We start from the raw sequence: 15531 nt of genomic DNA, 5'->3' as shown, positions 1-15531 counted from the left end.
CGGGTGGAAGTAGGCACAGTCACCGTTGACGTCCCTTCAGAGTAGTTTTCGGTTTCCCCTGTCCACCGTAAGCCTGTGAGCCATCTCTCAAAGTGTGCAAAATGACCTATAGTGTTCATCCATGAGACGTATTGCACCATTGGAAACGGCGCCCGAAGCGGCGCTCTCGGGACAAGTCAGCGTTGACCTGTCTGCGATTTCAGACAACATCAAAGCGCTCAGGAAGCGTACCGACGCCCCGCATTTCATGGCCGTCGTCAAGGGAAACGGCTACGGCCACGGCCTGATCGACGTTGCCCGCACAGCCCTCGATGCAGGCGCGGACTGGCTCGGCACCGCACAGTTGAGCGAAGCCGTTGCCTTGCGACGGGCCGGCATCACGGTCCCGGTCCTGTCCTGGCTTTATCTGGCATCCCAGACGAGCGCGACCATTCGGGAAGCGCTCGAGCACGACGTCGACGTGTCGCTTGGGAGCGTCCGTCAACTTGAGGTGCTGGCCGGTATCGCGAGGCACGTGGGCAGGCCCGCCGTCGTGCACTTGGAGCTGGACAGCGGACTGAGCCGCGGCGGCGCCCGCAAGGAGGATTGGACAGGGCTCGTCGCCAGGGCCCGCGCGGCCGAAAAGGACGGAACGCTGAAGGTCCGCGGCATCTGGACCCACTTGGCGTGGGCCGATGTTCCCGCCCACCCCGGCAACGCCGCCGCCGTCGCCGAATTCGAGGACGCGGTTCGTGAAGCCCGTGCCGCCGGCCTCGAGCCACAATTGCGCCATGTTTCAAGCTCGGCCAACATCCTGGACCGGCCCGAGTTCCACTTCGACATGGTCCGGGCCGGCCTGGCAATCTACGGGCTCGCTCCCGCGGACCACCTGAACCCGGCGGACTTCGGGCTCCGCCCTGCGCTGACGGTCACCGCGCCGCTTGTCATGGTCAAGAAGGTCCCCGCCGGAATCGGCGTCAGCTACGAACACCAAGCCATTACCCACGAACCGCGCTACCTGGGCCTCATTCCCCTCGGCTACGCGGACGGCATTCCGAAAGGGATCAGCGGACGGAGCCTGGTCCAGATCGCCGGACGCAGAGTCCCCGTGATCGGAAAGGTATGCATGGACCAATTCATGGTGGACCTCGGGCCGGACGCCGCCGGAATCGACGTCGGCGACATCGCCGTCCTGTTCGGGGATCCGGCCAGCGGAGCCGCGAGCGCCGACGACTGGGGCGCCGCGATCGGCAGCCACGGCGACGAGATCATCAACAGGATCGCGCCCCGCCTGCCTCGCGTCTACCAAAGCAGCGCGTACGAGTGCCCCGACTACCAGGAGGAGGCTCCAAGCCATGTCCGCTGAGCCGAGTCCAGGGCGCTTGAGCTTCGTCACCCTCGATCAGTTCCTCGCGCAACTGCCGCCGGAACTGGACATCCTCCACGACGGCGGCAGCGGCGGCGAGCTGCTGCGCTGGGTGGAACCGAGCGAACTGGACGACCCCACCCCCTACCTCCCGGAAGGGGAGTTCCTGCTGACTGCCGGGCTCCCCTTCCAGGGCGACGGCGGAACACCGGCCAGGGTGGACGCTTACGTCAAGCGGCTGGTGGGGGCCAAGGTGGCCGCCTTGGGCTTTGGAATCAAGCCGTATTTCGACGCCGTTCCGCCGGAACTCATCGCCGCGTGCCGGCGGCACGAGCTCACCTTGATCGGCATCCCGGAATCGATCCCGTTCGCCGCGATCGGCCTGGAATTCTCCCAGCTCCTGGAATCGGACAACGCAAGGGTCTTCCGCCAACTTGCGGAGACAAACCGCCAACTCATGCGGGCCGTCCTGTCGCCGCGCCCGGAACACGAACTCCTTGCAGCGCTCGTCCAGAAAGTTCCGGCCTGGGCGCTGCTCATCGGGGCTGACGGGCGCGTCCGTGCGCGTGCCCACGCAGCCGGCGGCAGCACCGGCGTCGAGCACTCACTGCTGGAACCGATGTTGGAACGGCTCCTTTCCGGGCGGGGTCCGCGGGTTGAGATGGACGGGTTTGAGCAACCCGGCTCGGCGATGGTCTTCGGCCACCCCCTGCGAAGCACCAAGGATGCGAACCTCGGCGCACTGGTCCTGGGTTCGGACACCGCGCTGGCTCCGGCGCAGAACATCGTAGTCCAGTCGGTGGTGGGCCTCCTCGAGTTGCTGGTGCGGCAACGGACCAGCGGCTCGCTCGCGCCGAGCCAGCTGGCCACGGCCCTCCTTCTGCATCCTGAATCCCTTGCGAGCGGCGGAACCCGGCACATCAACGGGCTTAAGGACCTCCTTGCCCAAAGTCTTTCTTCCACGCGATCCGCTCCCCTGCGGGTGGTCCAAGGCATCAAAGTGGACTCCCCTGACTGGCCGTCGGGCGACGGCCCGGTGCGGGAGGTCCTGCAGTGGCGGCGCCTCTTCGACACCAAGCTCGTGGAAATCACGGACTACGGATTCGCGGCGATCACCAGGCTCAAGGTGGACGACGCGCTGCTGGCGGATGTCGAAAAACTCGGCTGGCGGCTGGTCATCGGCGATCCCACGGAGCTGACCGGGCTTGCCGCAGCCCATCAGCGGGTGACGTCACTCCGCTCCCGGGTCCAGTCGAGCGGGCGCAGTGCCCGGGTCGACGAAGTCACGTGGTCGGTCACCGGCCTGCTGGGACGCGAGGCCGGGACGATGCTGGCGGCAAGGCTCCTCGAACCCGTGCTTTCCTTGGAAGCGGATCGTCGCGACGCGTTGCTCGCCGTGCTCCGTGGTTGGCTCAGTGAGAACGGGAGCTGGGACGCATCCGCCAAGGTGCTGGGACTGCACCGCAATAGCGTCCGCCGCCAGATCGGACTGGTGGCCGAACTTCTCGGAGTCGACCTCAACCAGGCCCAAGTGCGGGCAGAACTCTGGATAGCGTTGCAGTATGCCGACGACGTTGTGGCCGGGGTTTCGGAGGTTTCGTGAGGCTTCCGCGAGTCGGCCGCGTTGGTGCGGGCTTCTCCGTACACTGGGCTGCATGGCATCCCGCATCAGCGAACTTGTCCTCAACTGCGCCGACCCGGAGCTCCTTGCGCGCTTCTGGTGCGGAGTCCTCGGCTACGTGGAGCTCGACCGGGACCAGGGCGCGATCGAGATCGGTCCGGCCGACGCCGGGTTCGGCGGCTTGCAGCCCACCATCTTCCTGAGCCCGAGCACCAATCTGCGGACTGGCAGGCTCCCCCTCCACATCGATGTCAACCCCGTCGACCGGGACCAGGACGCCGAGCTGGAACGTTTGCTCGCCCTCGGCGCCCGCCCCGCCGACGTCGGCCAAACCGGCGACGAGCCATGGCACGTCCTCGCCGACCCTGAGGGCAACGAGTTCTGCCTGCTGCGCAAGCGGCTGGAGGCCTAGGCCGGACGTCGGTGGTACCCCACATGCCCAACGGCCAATCCGCCACATCCAGGGAACACCAGCCCCTGCTGCGCCCCTGGCACTTTGTTGTCGCCTTCGGCATCGTGAGCCTGCTCGCCGACATGGTCTACGAAGGCGCCCGCAGCATCATCGGACCGTATCTGGGCACGCTGGGCGCGGGCGCCACCGTCGTCGGCCTGGTTGCCGGAGCCGGCGAGTTCATCGGCTACGGGCTCCGCGTCCTCTCCGGCCTCGCCGTCCGCCGCACCCAGCATTACTGGGCCTGGACCATCACCGGCTACGCCCTCACCGTCCTGAGCGTTCCCTTGATCGGAACAACCGGCCTCATCGCCCCTGCCTTGCTCCTCTACGGCACCGAACGGCTCGGCAAAGCCGTCCGCTCACCGGCCAAGGACACCCTCCTCTCCCACGCCTCCACCAGCACCGGGCGCGGATCCGCGTTCGGGGTCCACCAGGCCCTGGACCAGACCGGTGCCATGCTCGGACCTTTGCTCCTGGCCGCGGTCCTGGCCTGGCACGAAGGCGACTACCGGCTCGCGTTCGGCGTACTCGCCGTCCCGGGCGTGCTCGTCCTTGCCATGTTGTTCTGGCTCAGGACCCGCGTACCGAATCCGGCCGCCTACGAACACCCCGAAACCACCGCCACCGCCACCGGCGAACCGACCCGCAAGCCACAGGCCAAGGAAACCCGCGTGCAGCTGCCAGCGCGGTTCTGGCAGTACACGGCGGCCGTGGCCGTCCTGTCCTGCGGGGTCGCGCCCTTCCCGCTCATGGCCTTCCATGCCCAGACCGCTGGCCTCCTCAGCGATGCCCTGGTCCCGGTCGTGTTCGCCGTCGCCATGGCAGTGGACGGACTCAGCGGCCTCATCGTCGGACGCCTCTACGACCGCCGCGGTCCCCTCGTCCTCCTCGCCGTTCCCGCCGCCGCGGCCATCGCGGCGATCTCCTTCGCCAATACTGTGGCCCTCGTCTGGGCCGGCGCAGCCATCTGGGGCATCGTCAACGGCGTCCTGGACTCCACCGTCAAGGCCGTCGTGACAGAACTTGTCCCCTCCCACTCCCGCCCGGTCGCCTTCGGCTGGCTCGCCCTCGTCCGCGGGCTCGGCCTCCTCGCCGCCGGCGGCATCCTCGGCGCCGCCTACAGCATCAGCCCGGCCGCGGCCATCATCGTCATCCTCGCCGCCAACGCACTGGCCTTCGCCAGCCTCGCCCTCGTCCTGCGCAGGCTTCACCAGCACTGAACCAGAACCCCTGACGACCATCACCACCGGCCGGGGCCTCTGGATGACCGGGCCATGAAATACCGAGATCAGGTGTTTGGAAGGTCGCCTAGGTGTTTTGGGGCATCTATCCAGGTGTTGAGGCCTAAAAACGGGACCCCAACTAGGTGTTTTGCCCGATTTGCACCTAGTCCGGAGTTTTTCACACCTAGATCCGGCCTATCGGCCCCTAGGCAGCGTTTCCGAGCCTTACTCTTCGAATGCGCGCCACCACGGCCGGAGCATTGAAAGGGGTATCAACAATGAACCTGACGGTTGAAAACCTTAACTTCGCCTACAGTTCCCGAACTCAAGTACTGCACGATGTCTCGTTCACGATTCCGGCAAACTGCATCTTGGGACTCGTGGGACCCAACGGGTCAGGAAAATCGACGCTGATCAAGGTCATCCTGGACCTGCTGCAACTCCAAAACGGTCAAGTCAATATCGGTTCTGACAGAAGCCAGAGCCGCAATGCCAAGATGTCCTCGATCTACTTGTCAAGCAATGACTTCCTTCCGGAGTTTCTCACGGGCGAGGAATACCTGCGTTTCATGCACGGCCTGTACGGGGAATCCCTGGACTACACCGCATTGACGTCGCAATTCGCGGAGTACTCCATGGCTGGAAGGCATCGGGACCTCATTGAGGATTACTCACATGGCATGCGGAAAAAGTTGCAGCTCATCGCGGCGTTCATGTTGCGAAGGAGGCTTACCGTCATTGATGAGACCTTGAACGGAATAGACATTGACGCGCTCAGAATATTCGAAGGTGACGTGAAGGAGCTCGCCACGGAAGGCCGATCGGTCTTGCTTTGCAGCCATGACTTCGCAATGTTGGAGCGGGTTTCTGACCAGCTTGCCTTCCTTATTCAAGGAAGCATGGTTGTCCAAGCCCCGATCGGTGACCTTGTCGCGGACCATGGCACCATCGCGGACCTGGCCAACGAGCTCATCCAGGTAATGGAGACCCCCTGAGATGCGGCGCGCGAGCGTGGCGCTGCTGTTCCGGCTATTTTGGATTTTTATTCTCAGGCGCGTTTTGGGCCGTGGATTGCTGGCAAGTCGGACGGCCAGAATCTCAGTGCTGGTCTTCCTTGCTACCGCCTTCGCCGGCTTTACGCTGCTCAGTTATGTGGTGATCCGGCAGTACTTCGGTGGAACCGGGCTCCTCGAGCCGGTCCTTCAAGCCGCCAATGTATCTGTCGCATTCTGGGCCCTTGTTACCTATGTGCTAATACGGGTGCTCTTCATGAAGGCAGACGATCTCCTGAAGCTGTCCTTCAACCTTCCGGTGACCAACAAGGAAAGGACATTGGCCTTCGGGCTCTTCGAATCGTCAGTCGTCTTCGTCATGATGTTGTTCATTTTCGGGGCCTTCTCCGCCTCTACAGTCCTGGTTGGAGGCCCTGCTTTCATACCTAAGGTCCTGGCATCCATCTGGTTTCCGGCGCAGACGGCGTACCTGCTGCTCAGCCTTGGCTACTATCTCCTCGAACGGGTGCTTCTTGCCCTACGCGTTTCCCGACTTCGCAGTCTCGTAGTCCCGATGGTGCTGGGCCTGGGGCTCGTGGCGATATTCCCATATACCAATGAACAGAGCGCACAAATAGCCCAAAGTCACGTAGAAAGCCGTGAATACTGGTCGCCAGCCCCGTCATACGCGCTCTTGCAGGAAAAGGCTGGAATCTGGATTTGCAGTCTGGTATTCCTTGTGACATCTGCCGCAATAGTCTGGGCAATCATGGCGGCGGCTCCGAAGAGTTACGTTCCGATGCGCCGCTTTTTCATACTGCTGCCGGCCTGGCTGGCGAAGCATCGGTTTGGCGTTTACGTACTGGTCATGTTTCGAAATTTTGAAACGACGGTAGCGGCCCTCTTCGTCATCATATTTTCAGCCTTCATGTGGATCTATCATTTGGTATTTCCACCTTACGTGCTAGCCTTAGTCACTTTCCAGGGCATTTACGCATATTCAAATTCGGAAACATTGAGGCGAATGGTTCCCTTACCGGGACGGACAGCCGCGAACTATCTTCGCATCGTCGGATCGCAGGCGGTCCTGCTCTGCGTCGTCGCTATTCCGGTCCTGAGCCTATCCCTGGCACAAGGAATTTCGTGGGACGCGATCCCGCCCGTGGCAGTCTTTTGCTTGAGCAACATCCTCATTTCGACATTGATAGGCATCGCGTTTCCCCGGAAAAGGGAAATCCCTTCACTGTACTCATCGGAGTGGTGGTGACCTTGACGATCGTCATGATTATCGCCCTTGGATTGAACATTTTTAACTTTCATCCGGCAATCACCGCCATGATCTTCATCTTACTGAACCTCCTGATTGTCGGTTACAGCATATTCGGCATGCAAAGGTTGGAAAGGATCACCCGCCATGAAGTGGTTTCTTAGAATATCCGCGGCATTGACGTCATCTTTTGTCCTCACAATGATCGTCGTCGTGGGAAGCTTCATCATGACGATGTTCTCGGCCCGGGAAGTCGGAGTACGGAAGTTTGGCCTGTTTGGAGCGCTGTTTTTTCACCCGCAAGAACAGTCCGACGGGTCAACGATACTGGAAGCAGGCGTGTCGAATGGCATCCCGATCGCCATCATTTTCGTGTTGCTAACGGCATTCCACGTTGCGGTAGCCTCGGTCCTGGAACGTCTCAAGGCCCACAAGCGACGCCTTCAAGAGGCCGACTAGTTGGCAGATTGCGGCCACGGCGGTCGCCGGCCCAGGGGCGGCATTCGTCATCGGGGCGGCACTTGCCATGACTCAGGCGCGGCGGCCGGGAGCATCCCACTCCCGGTAAACTTCCGGGCGTCGGTCGCCCAGGTAGGGCACGTCCTCGCGCACGGCACGCACCGGATCCGCAAGGACTTCGGCGAACAGCAGCGCGGCCGACTCTCCGGCGGCGGCCATCAATGAGCCGTCCGGACCGGCAACCACGCTTCCGCCAAGGAAGTCGCAACCGTCCTCATGGCCGCTGTGGTTGGCGTAGGCCAAGTGGAGTTGGCTTTCCAGTGCCCGGGCGCGGATAAGCACTTGCGGCACGGCTTCGTATCCCGCGGACAAAGCGGTGGGAACCAACAGTAGTTCGGCGCCGCGCACGGCTGCCGCGCGGACCGCCTCGGGGAATTCGACGTCGTAGCAAATCAGCAGTGAAACGTTGAGGCCGTTGAAATCGACGACGGCGGGAGCATCCCGGGCGGCGGAAAACGCCTTTCGCTCTTCGTCGCCGAAGAGGTGCACTTTGGCGTAATCCAGCAAGACATGGCCGCCGGCGTCAAGGAGCCTAGCCGAAATGTACCAACCACCGTCTTCAGCAGGAGCGGGAAGGCTATAGACCAGTCCAATGCCGTGGACGCGAGCGATCTCAGCCAACTTCTCCCGGATACCGGGCAGCTCCTCTTGGCTCAGTTCATTGCGAATCCTGAGCGGCGAGTAGCCCACGGGGAAGAGTTCAGGAGTCAGCAGCAAAGAGGCCCCGGCGCCGGCAGCCTTTTGCGCTGCCGCGTCAATCGTCGCCAGATTGGCCTCGATGTCCAGGACAACGGCATTGGCCTGCATCACGGACAGCAGCATCTTTACCACCTCAATAGCCCATTCAGTTTCCCGGTAAACATTCCTGGAAATCGTCGTCAAACCAGCGTAGCCAGCCTCCACGCGCTGCTGCTGGGACAAATAGACCCAACGAAGGCGGACAGAGGATGGATCGCACAATTGTCCGCATCAGTCCATGGGGTCGACACAAGACCGTCCCCTTGCGTTAACTTCTTGACTGCAAAAGTGATTTGGTGCACGCTTCATGTCATGCCTGCAACATCCAGCTCGATGAAGAGCCATCGCAAGAACCCCGGCTCGCAGTCGGCGCTGCGCCACCTCAACCAGCAGCGGCTCATCGAGTGCCTGTTGAATGGCCCGTCCACCCAGGCCGAACTCGCCCGGCAGACCGGCCTGTCCACCGCCACGGTGTCCAACATCGTCAAGATCATGCAGGACGCCGGCCTGGTTTCCACGGAACCGATCACGAGCTCGGGCCGCCGGGCACTCAACGTCCGGCTCAACAGCAACGGGGCGGTCGCCGTCGGGATCGACTTCGGCAGGCGGCACCTGAGGGTGGTGCTCGCGTCGCTTGGCTACCACATCATCATCGAGGAAACCGTGACGCTCCCCCTCGGCCACCACGCGGAACAAGGCATCAGCGCCGCCGTCGAACTTCTCGACAAACTACTCCTGGAAAGCGGCGTGGACCGGAGCGCGGTGGTGGGCGCGGGAGCAGGCATCGCGGGCCCGATCGACCGCCGATCAGGGACCGTGGCGCAGGGGGCGATCCTGCCGGAGTGGGTGGGAATCCAGATCCTCGAACGGCTGGAAGAAGCCCTCGATTTGCCCGTGTACGTTGACAACGACGCCAATCTGGGCGCCCTGTCCGAAGTCACCTGGGGGCCGCACAGCGGGATCAGCAACCTGATGTTCTTGAAGATAGGATCGGGCATCGGCGCAGGCCTCATCCTGAATGGGGAACCGTACTATGGGGCGGTCGGAATCACCGGCGAAATCGGGCATGCGACCATCCACGAGTACGGCGCGATCTGCCGTTGCGGCAACCGCGGCTGCCTCGAAACCATGGCTTCCACCACCACCATGATCGAGCTGCTTGGCAAAGGCACCGGAGTGCATCTCGAACCTGAGGACATTGTGCGGAACGCCCTCGCGAAGGATCCTGCGACCCTGCGCGTGGTGGACGACGCCGGCCTGGCCGTGGGGCGCGCTTTGGGCAATGTGGCGAATCTCATCAATCCCGAAGTGATCGTGGTCGGCGGTCCGCTGGCCGGCCTTGCCGACATCCTCCTGGACCCGATCCGGCGCGGGCTTGTCCGCCATGCCGTCCCCGTCATCGGCGAGACGACGCACCTTGCCATGTCCTCGCTCGGTGCCCGGGCAGAGGCCTTGGGGGCGGCGGCACTCGTCTTCCAGCACGCCGGAATCAAGCAGTCCTAAACCAATTCTTTACCACGCTGTTATCTCGCCATTGCGTTCAAGTCTTGACGACAAGGCGTGTGATCCAGTTTACTTTCACATCAGAAAGGCTCGCCATCCGCGAGCCGACGACGACGTCAACCATTGGAGGCGCAAGGGTATGTCTACCCCCACAACCGACCAGGATCCGATCCTCCTCGAAATGCGGTCCATCACTAAGGAATTCCCCGGCGTGAAGGCGCTCTCGAACGTCAGCCTCCGGGTCAAGGTGGGCGAAATCCACGCGATCTGCGGCGAGAACGGTGCCGGGAAGTCCACCCTCATGAAGGTGCTTTCCGGCGTGTACCCGCACGGCAGCTACGACGGCGAGATCGTGTATAACGCCGAAGTCCAGCAGTTCAAGGACATCCGGGCCAGCGAGCAGGCGGGGATCGTGATCATCCACCAGGAACTCGCGTTGATTCCGGAACTGTCCATCATGGAGAACATCTTCCTCGGCAACGAACCGGTCCGCCGCGGCGTCATTGACTGGGCGGAAGCCCGCAAACGCTCGGTGGAACTCCTTGCCCGGGTAGGCCTGCGCGAGGATCCGGACACGCCCATCAAGGAAATCGGCGTCGGCAAGCAGCAGCTGGTGGAAATCGCCAAGGCCCTGAACAAATCGGTCAAGCTGCTCATCCTGGACGAGCCCACGGCCGCCCTCAACGAATCCGACTCCCAGCACCTGCTGGACCTGATCCTTGGCCTCAAGGGCCGCGGCATCACCTCGATCATGATTTCCCACAAGCTGAACGAGATCGAGCAGATCGCGGATGAAATCACGATCATCCGCGACGGCAAGTCCATCGAGACGCTCAACGTCAAGCGTGACGGCGTGGACGAGGACCGGATCATCAAGGGCATGGTGGGCCGCACGCTCGAATCGCGCTTCCCGGACCACACGCCCAAGATCGGCGAGGTGTTCTTCGAGGTCAAGGACTGGACCGTGGGGCACCCCCAGATCCAGGACCGCTTGGTCTGCAAGGGCTCCAACTTCCACGTGCGCCGGGGCGAGATCGTTGGCTTCGCCGGGCTCATGGGCGCGGGACGTACCGAGCTTGCCCGCTCCGTTTTCGGCCATTCCTACGGCCGGTTCATCTCGGGGCAGGTCTATAAGGACGGCAAGCCGATCACCATGCGCAGCGTCCGCCAAGCGATCGACCACGGCCTCGGCTACGTCACCGAGGACCGCAAGAGCCTCGGACTGAACCTCCTGGACGACATCAAGACCACCACGGTTTCGGCCAACTTGAAGAAGATCAGCCGGGGCATCGTCGTGGACGCCAACAAGGAATTCATCGTGGCGGAGCAGTACAGGAAGTCGCTGCGGACGAAGACCCCGTCGGTTGAAGAGGGCGTCTCGAAACTCTCCGGCGGGAACCAGCAAAAGGTAGTGCTCGCCAAGTGGATGTTCACCGATCCGGACCTCCTCATCCTTGACGAACCCACCCGCGGAATCGATGTCGGAGCCAAGTACGAGATCTACGGCATCATCCAGCAACTGGCCAACCAAGGAAAAGGCGTGATCGTGATTTCCTCCGAGCTTCCCGAGCTCCTGGGCCTTTCCGACCGCATCTACACCATCTTCGAGGGCTCCATCACCGGGGTGCTCACCAAGGACGAAGCGAGCCAGGAGAGCCTCATGAAACTCATGACCTCCAGCCGCAAAGCAGCCTGACCCGGTTACCGCAGAACCACACGGACACAAGGATCCAAACCATGAACGCGCTCAAGAAGCTATTCGGTGGCAACACCAGACAATTCGGCATGATCTTCGCCCTGGTGGCGCTCGTGATCTTCTTCCAGATCTTTACCGAGGGCCGCACGCTGACCCCGGGCAATGTCATCAACCTGTTCAACGGCAACGCCTACATCCTGATCCTGGCCATCGGCATGGTCCTGGTCATCATCGCCGGGCACATCGACCTCTCCGTTGGATCGGTGGCAGCCTTCGTCGGTATTTCGGTGGCACTGGCCATCAGGGACTGGCATCTCCCCTGGTACGGAGCCGTATTGTTCGGCCTCCTGCTGGGGGCGCTGATCGGTGCATGGCAAGGCTTCTGGACCGCGTACGTCGGAATCCCCGCCTTCATCGTCACCCTAGCCGGCATGCTCCTTTTCCGTGGCTTCAACCAGTTCGTCGGCAAATCCAATACGGTTCCTGTGCCGGATGACTTCCAGTACCTCGGCTCCGGCTACCTGCCGGAAGTGGGACCAAACACGGGATACAACAACCTGACGGTCCTCCTCGGCCTGATCGCCGTCGCGTACGTCATCTTCAGCGAATTGCGCCGCCGCCGCAACGCACAGGCACTGGGCGCCGAAGTACCGGAAACCTGGGTGATGATCACCAAGCTCGTGCTGGTCAACGCAGCCATCCTGTATGCGACCTACTTGTTCGCCACCGGCCGCCCCGGCACCTCGTTCCCGATCCCGGGCCTCATCCTGGCCGTACTGGTCCTGATTTACGGCTTCATTTCCGCCAAGACGGTCATCGGCCGGCACATCTACGCCGTGGGCGGCAACCGGCACGCGGCCGAGCTTTCCGGTGTCCAGTCCAAGAAGGTCAACTTCATGGTCATGATGAACATGTCCGTCCTGGCCGGCCTCGCCGGCATGATCTTCGTGGGACGCTCCACCGCTTCGGGACCGTTCGACGGCGTCGGTTGGGAACTTGACGCCATCGCCGCCGTGTTCATCGGCGGCGCTGCGGTGACAGGCGGCGTCGGAACCGTGATCGGCTCGATCGTCGGTGGCCTTGTCATGGCAGTCCTGAACAACGGCCTGCAGCTCCTCGGCGTAGGCGCGGACCTTACCCAGATCATCAAGGGCCTGGTGCTGCTCGCAGCCGTCGCCTTCGACGTCTACAACAAGACGCAGGGCAAGAAATCGATTATCGGAATGATGATGAAGAACTTCAGCCGGAAGAGCGAAGAAATCGCACCGGATGAGACAACCTCAACCAAGGAAGTCATAGCGAAGGAAGCCTGATCGGCTTCGAGGCAATGCGTTCCATCCACAACAAAGAAAGCGAACCAAGTTATGCGAATGTTGGGTAAAGCAGGAAAGGCAGCAGCTGTCGCTGCGATCGCGGCACTGGCGCTGACAGCCTGCGGCCGTTCCGACAACGGCACCTCCAGCGGCTCTTCGAGCGGCGCAGCCGAAACGTTCCCCAAAGGGTCCTCGATCGGCGTCGCACTCCCCCAGAAGACCAGTGAAAACTGGGTCCTCGCGGAGAAGCTGTTCAACGACGGACTCACCAGCGCAGGCTTCAAACCGGATGTGCAGTTCGCCAACGGTGGTGTTTCCGAGCAGCAGAACCAGATCAGCGCCATGGTGACGAAGGGTGACAAGGTCATCATCGTCGGCGCCATCGACGGCGCCCAGCTGGGTACGCAGCTCAAGCAGGCCAAGGACGCCGGCGCAACCGTCATCGCCTACGACCGTTTGCTCCTGAACACGTCAAACGTGGACTACTACGTGGCGTACGACAACTTCAAGGTCGGCGTGCTCCAGGGCCAGGCGCTCCTGGACGGGCTGAAGTCGAAGAAGCCGAACGGCCCGTACAACATCGAGCTCTTCGCCGGTTCCCCGGATGACGCCAACGCCAAGGTGTTCTTCGACGGTGCCATGAGCATCCTGCAGCCGAAGATCGACGACGGCACGCTCAAGGTGCTTTCCGGCCAGAAGTCCTTCGAACAGGCTGTGACCCAGGGCTGGAAGGCAGAGAACGCCCAGAAGCGCATGGATACCCTGCTTGCAGGCACCTACACCAGCGCCTCGATTGACGGCGTGCTGTCGCCGAACGACACCTTGGCCCGCGCCATCCTGACGTCCGTCAAGGCGGCAGGCAAGCCGATCCCGATCGTCACGGGCCAGGACTCCGAAGTAGAGTCCGTCAAGTCGATCATGGCCGGCGAGCAGTACTCGACCATCAACAAGGACACCCGCAAGCTGGTTGAGCACGCCATCACCATGGTGCAGGACCTGCAGTCCGGCAAGCAGATCGAAATCAACGACTCCAAGTCCTACAACAACGGTGTGAAGACCGTTCCGGCTTACCTCCTGCCGCCGGTCATCGTCACCAAGGACAACGTGAAGACCGCTTACGTGGACGATCCGGTACTCGGCCCGCTCACCAAGTAGCACTGCGCAAACAGCTCGAACGACGGCGGCCGTCCCCTACCCGGGGGCGGCCGCCGTCCGCGTTTCCTCCGTTTGGTTGCTGCCGCCGTCGGCGCTTCGGCACCTGGCGGGGTGCCGCCGTCGGGCCCTTTCATGGGCCGGACCGCGCTTCACAGGCCCCGCATAGCTTCAGCTGGAGAGCCGCACAGCCGCTATGCGCACTGTTAGGTGAGCAGGCGCGCCGCTGGGGCGGGCCAGGTCCTAAGGAGAAACGTGAGCGTCCTAGCCAGGAGCGTAGGCAATGCCTTCCGCAACAAGATAAGAACCTCGGCAGTGGTGGCAGTATTGGCGGTCGCGATCGGGTTGGCGTTGTCCATGCTCGTGGCCAACCAGGCCGTAGGCAGCAAAGTCCAGGAACTCAACGCGGCAGTCGGAACGGTCCTCACGGTGAATCCGGCCGGCGGCCAGGGCTTCGAGGGCGGCGGCGAGCCGCTCACCACTGCGGAATCCGCGACGGCGGCCGCAGTACCGAACGTCGTCTCGGTAGTAGGCACGAAAGCCCTTCGCCTGGAGACCGAATCCGCGACGTCTACTTCAGGCACCGGCACCACTTCGCAGCAGGGTGGACCGGGCGGCGGTCCTGGCGGCGGCACCAGCGTGAGCACGAGCCTCAAGGCAGCCATCGACGCCGGCACGCTGGGCAACCGGAACAACGCAAACAGCAACAGCGGATCCGCAAGCGGCTCGGGAACCGGGAACTCGGGCGCTGGAAACTCGGGCACTGCGCCCACCTTCTCCCTGCCCATCACGGCCGCCGGTATCGGGGCAGAGGTTGACACGTCCGGCAAGGCCCTGAACATCACCAGCGGCACCGGCCTCGGCGACTACACCGCCGCCGGCACCAAAGCGCTCCTCGGCACCACGCTCGCCGACAAGAACGGCCTCAAGGTCGGTTCGACGTTCACCATCGCCGGCAAGACCTTCACGGTGGCGGGCATCTTCGACGCCGGCACCACGTTCGGAAACAACGCCGTCTACACCACCCTGGCCGAGGCACAGGCCCTCGCTTCCACCCCGGGCGAACTGTCCAGCATGGTGGTAACCGTCAACAGCATGGACAACGTGGATGCCGCCAAGACGGCGCTGCAGTCGGCGCTCGGATCGGACAAGGCCGACGTCACGCAGGGCCAGCGGAACATTGAAACCGCCGTCAGCTCCCTGGACAGCGTGAAGAACATTTCGCTCGTGGCCTTCATTGCCGCCCTCGGCACCGCCGGCCTGATCATCCTGCTCATCATGGTCATGCTCGTCCGCGAACGCCGCCGCGAGATCGGCGTCCTGAAAGCGATCGGCGCCCGCAACCGCACGATCGGACTGCAGTTCGTCCTTGAGGCCCTGGTCCTGGTGGCGCTCGGCAGCGTGGTGGGTGCCGCGATTGCCGCCTTCGCGAGCGGCAGCATCGCCTCGGCCCTCATCAGTTCCAACAGCACGACGTCGGCCTCGAACCAGCGCGGTCCGGGCGGCGGCGGTTTTGGTGGCGGGTTTGGCGGTGGCGGTGCGTTCGGCGGCGCCTCCCAGCTGCTCACTTCGGTGACAGCGAGCGCCTCCCCCAGCACGATCGCCATAGGTATCGCGGCAGTCTTCGCGGTCGCCGTCGTCGGTGCCCTGGTGCCGGCCCTGCTGACCGCGCGCATCCGCCCCATCGAAGTCCTCCGAGGAGAATAGC

At 62.9% G+C, this 15531-nt stretch carries 14 protein-coding genes; 13 read left to right on the top strand and 1 reads right to left on the bottom strand.

Annotation, left to right across the window (positions count from 1 at the left end):
• Positions 1-121: 121 nt before the first annotated feature.
• The 8 genes from alr to ABCW42_RS05735 all read left to right on the top strand — a co-directional run bounded on the left by alr (position 122) and on the right by ABCW42_RS05735 (position 7361).
• Positions 122-1345, top strand: coding sequence for an alanine racemase (gene alr, locus ABCW42_RS05770; protein WP_423183953.1), 1224 nt, complete (start codon positions 122-124; stop codon positions 1343-1345).
• A complete protein-coding gene (locus tag ABCW42_RS05765) occupies positions 1335-2948 on the top strand; it encodes a PucR family transcriptional regulator (protein WP_423183952.1) in 1614 nt (537 codons plus the stop codon). Before alr ends, ABCW42_RS05765 begins: the two co-directional genes overlap by 11 nt.
• A 52-nt stretch (positions 2949-3000) precedes the next feature.
• A complete protein-coding gene (locus ABCW42_RS05760) occupies positions 3001-3378 on the top strand; it encodes a VOC family protein (protein ID WP_423183951.1) in 378 nt (125 codons plus the stop codon).
• 23 nt (positions 3379-3401) lie between these two features.
• Positions 3402-4640 (top strand): MFS transporter, encoded by a 1239-nt coding sequence (locus ABCW42_RS05755; RefSeq protein WP_423183950.1) that lies wholly within the window; start codon positions 3402-3404, stop codon positions 4638-4640.
• Between the two features lie 281 nt (positions 4641-4921).
• The gene (locus tag ABCW42_RS05750) at positions 4922-5638 is read left to right on the top strand and encodes an ATP-binding cassette domain-containing protein (RefSeq protein WP_423183949.1); all 717 of its coding nucleotides are present in this window, start codon (positions 4922-4924) and stop codon (positions 5636-5638) included.
• 1 nt (position 5639) lies between these two features.
• Positions 5640-6902: a hypothetical protein gene (locus ABCW42_RS05745; protein WP_423183948.1), complete on the top strand. Its 1263-nt coding sequence runs from the start codon at positions 5640-5642 to the stop codon at positions 6900-6902.
• A complete protein-coding gene (locus ABCW42_RS05740) occupies positions 6899-7066 on the top strand; it encodes a hypothetical protein (RefSeq protein WP_423183947.1) in 168 nt (55 codons plus the stop codon). Before ABCW42_RS05745 ends, ABCW42_RS05740 begins: the two co-directional genes overlap by 4 nt.
• Positions 7050-7361: a hypothetical protein gene (locus ABCW42_RS05735; protein WP_423183946.1), complete on the top strand. Its 312-nt coding sequence runs from the start codon at positions 7050-7052 to the stop codon at positions 7359-7361. The genes ABCW42_RS05740 and ABCW42_RS05735 overlap by 17 nt, the downstream gene beginning before the upstream one ends.
• Positions 7362-7433: 72 nt before the next feature.
• Here ABCW42_RS05735 and ABCW42_RS05730 read toward each other — a convergent pair whose 3' ends face one another.
• Entirely contained in the window at positions 7434-8243 is an 810-nt protein-coding gene (locus tag ABCW42_RS05730) for a nitrilase-related carbon-nitrogen hydrolase (RefSeq protein ID WP_423183945.1), read from the bottom strand.
• 228 nt (positions 8244-8471) lie between these two features.
• Here ABCW42_RS05730 and ABCW42_RS05725 point away from each other — a divergent pair, with 228 nt between their 5' ends.
• From ABCW42_RS05725 to ABCW42_RS05705, 5 genes are all read left to right on the top strand, one after another.
• Positions 8472-9662, top strand: a complete 1191-nt coding sequence (locus tag ABCW42_RS05725; RefSeq protein ID WP_133204473.1) for an ROK family transcriptional regulator — start codon at positions 8472-8474, stop codon at positions 9660-9662.
• A 139-nt stretch (positions 9663-9801) separates the two neighbouring features.
• A complete protein-coding gene (gene mmsA / locus ABCW42_RS05720) occupies positions 9802-11358 on the top strand; it encodes a multiple monosaccharide ABC transporter ATP-binding protein (RefSeq protein ID WP_423183944.1) in 1557 nt (518 codons plus the stop codon).
• 41 nt (positions 11359-11399) lie between these two features.
• Positions 11400-12671 carry a multiple monosaccharide ABC transporter permease gene (gene mmsB, locus ABCW42_RS05715; RefSeq protein WP_423183943.1) on the top strand — a complete coding sequence of 424 codons (1272 nt, stop codon included), beginning with the start codon at positions 11400-11402 and terminating at the stop codon, positions 12669-12671.
• Positions 12672-12722: 51 nt separating this feature from the next.
• Positions 12723-13826 carry a substrate-binding domain-containing protein gene (locus ABCW42_RS05710; RefSeq protein ID WP_423183942.1) on the top strand — a complete coding sequence of 368 codons (1104 nt, stop codon included), beginning with the start codon at positions 12723-12725 and terminating at the stop codon, positions 13824-13826.
• A 252-nt stretch (positions 13827-14078) separates the two neighbouring features.
• Complete coding sequence (locus ABCW42_RS05705; protein ID WP_423183941.1) at positions 14079-15530, top strand: ABC transporter permease; 1452 nt, start codon at positions 14079-14081, stop codon at positions 15528-15530.
• Position 15531: the final 1 nt, after the last annotated feature.

It is taken from the genome of Arthrobacter sp. NyZ413 (assembly GCF_049390645.1).
Lineage (GTDB): Bacteria > Actinomycetota > Actinomycetes > Actinomycetales > Micrococcaceae > Arthrobacter.
Note: the sequence above shows the minus strand (reverse complement) of the source record. Positions and strands in the feature narration are given on the sequence as shown.

Excerpts from the sequence above, each read along its gene's own strand:
- mmsA (WP_423183944.1), top strand. The coding sequence starts at position 9,802 with ATGTCTACCCCCACAACCGACCAGGATCCGATCCTCCTCGAAATGCGG.
- ABCW42_RS05760 (WP_423183951.1), top strand. The coding sequence starts at position 3,001 with ATGGCATCCCGCATCAGCGAACTTGTCCTCAACTGCGCCGACCCGGAG.
- mmsB (WP_423183943.1), top strand. The coding sequence starts at position 11,400 with ATGAACGCGCTCAAGAAGCTATTCGGTGGCAACACCAGACAATTCGGC.
- ABCW42_RS05755 (WP_423183950.1), top strand. The coding sequence starts at position 3,402 with ATGCCCAACGGCCAATCCGCCACATCCAGGGAACACCAGCCCCTGCTG.
- ABCW42_RS05710 (WP_423183942.1), top strand. The coding sequence starts at position 12,723 with ATGCGAATGTTGGGTAAAGCAGGAAAGGCAGCAGCTGTCGCTGCGATC.
- ABCW42_RS05745 (WP_423183948.1), top strand. The coding sequence starts at position 5,640 with ATGCGGCGCGCGAGCGTGGCGCTGCTGTTCCGGCTATTTTGGATTTTT.
- alr (WP_423183953.1), top strand. The coding sequence starts at position 122 with ATGAGACGTATTGCACCATTGGAAACGGCGCCCGAAGCGGCGCTCTCG.
- ABCW42_RS05725 (WP_133204473.1), top strand. The coding sequence starts at position 8,472 with ATGCCTGCAACATCCAGCTCGATGAAGAGCCATCGCAAGAACCCCGGC.
- ABCW42_RS05750 (WP_423183949.1), top strand. The coding sequence starts at position 4,922 with ATGAACCTGACGGTTGAAAACCTTAACTTCGCCTACAGTTCCCGAACT.
- ABCW42_RS05730 (WP_423183945.1), bottom strand. The coding sequence starts at position 8,243 with ATGCTGCTGTCCGTGATGCAGGCCAATGCCGTTGTCCTGGACATCGAG.
- ABCW42_RS05735 (WP_423183946.1), top strand. The coding sequence starts at position 7,050 with ATGAAGTGGTTTCTTAGAATATCCGCGGCATTGACGTCATCTTTTGTC.
- ABCW42_RS05765 (WP_423183952.1), top strand. The coding sequence starts at position 1,335 with ATGTCCGCTGAGCCGAGTCCAGGGCGCTTGAGCTTCGTCACCCTCGAT.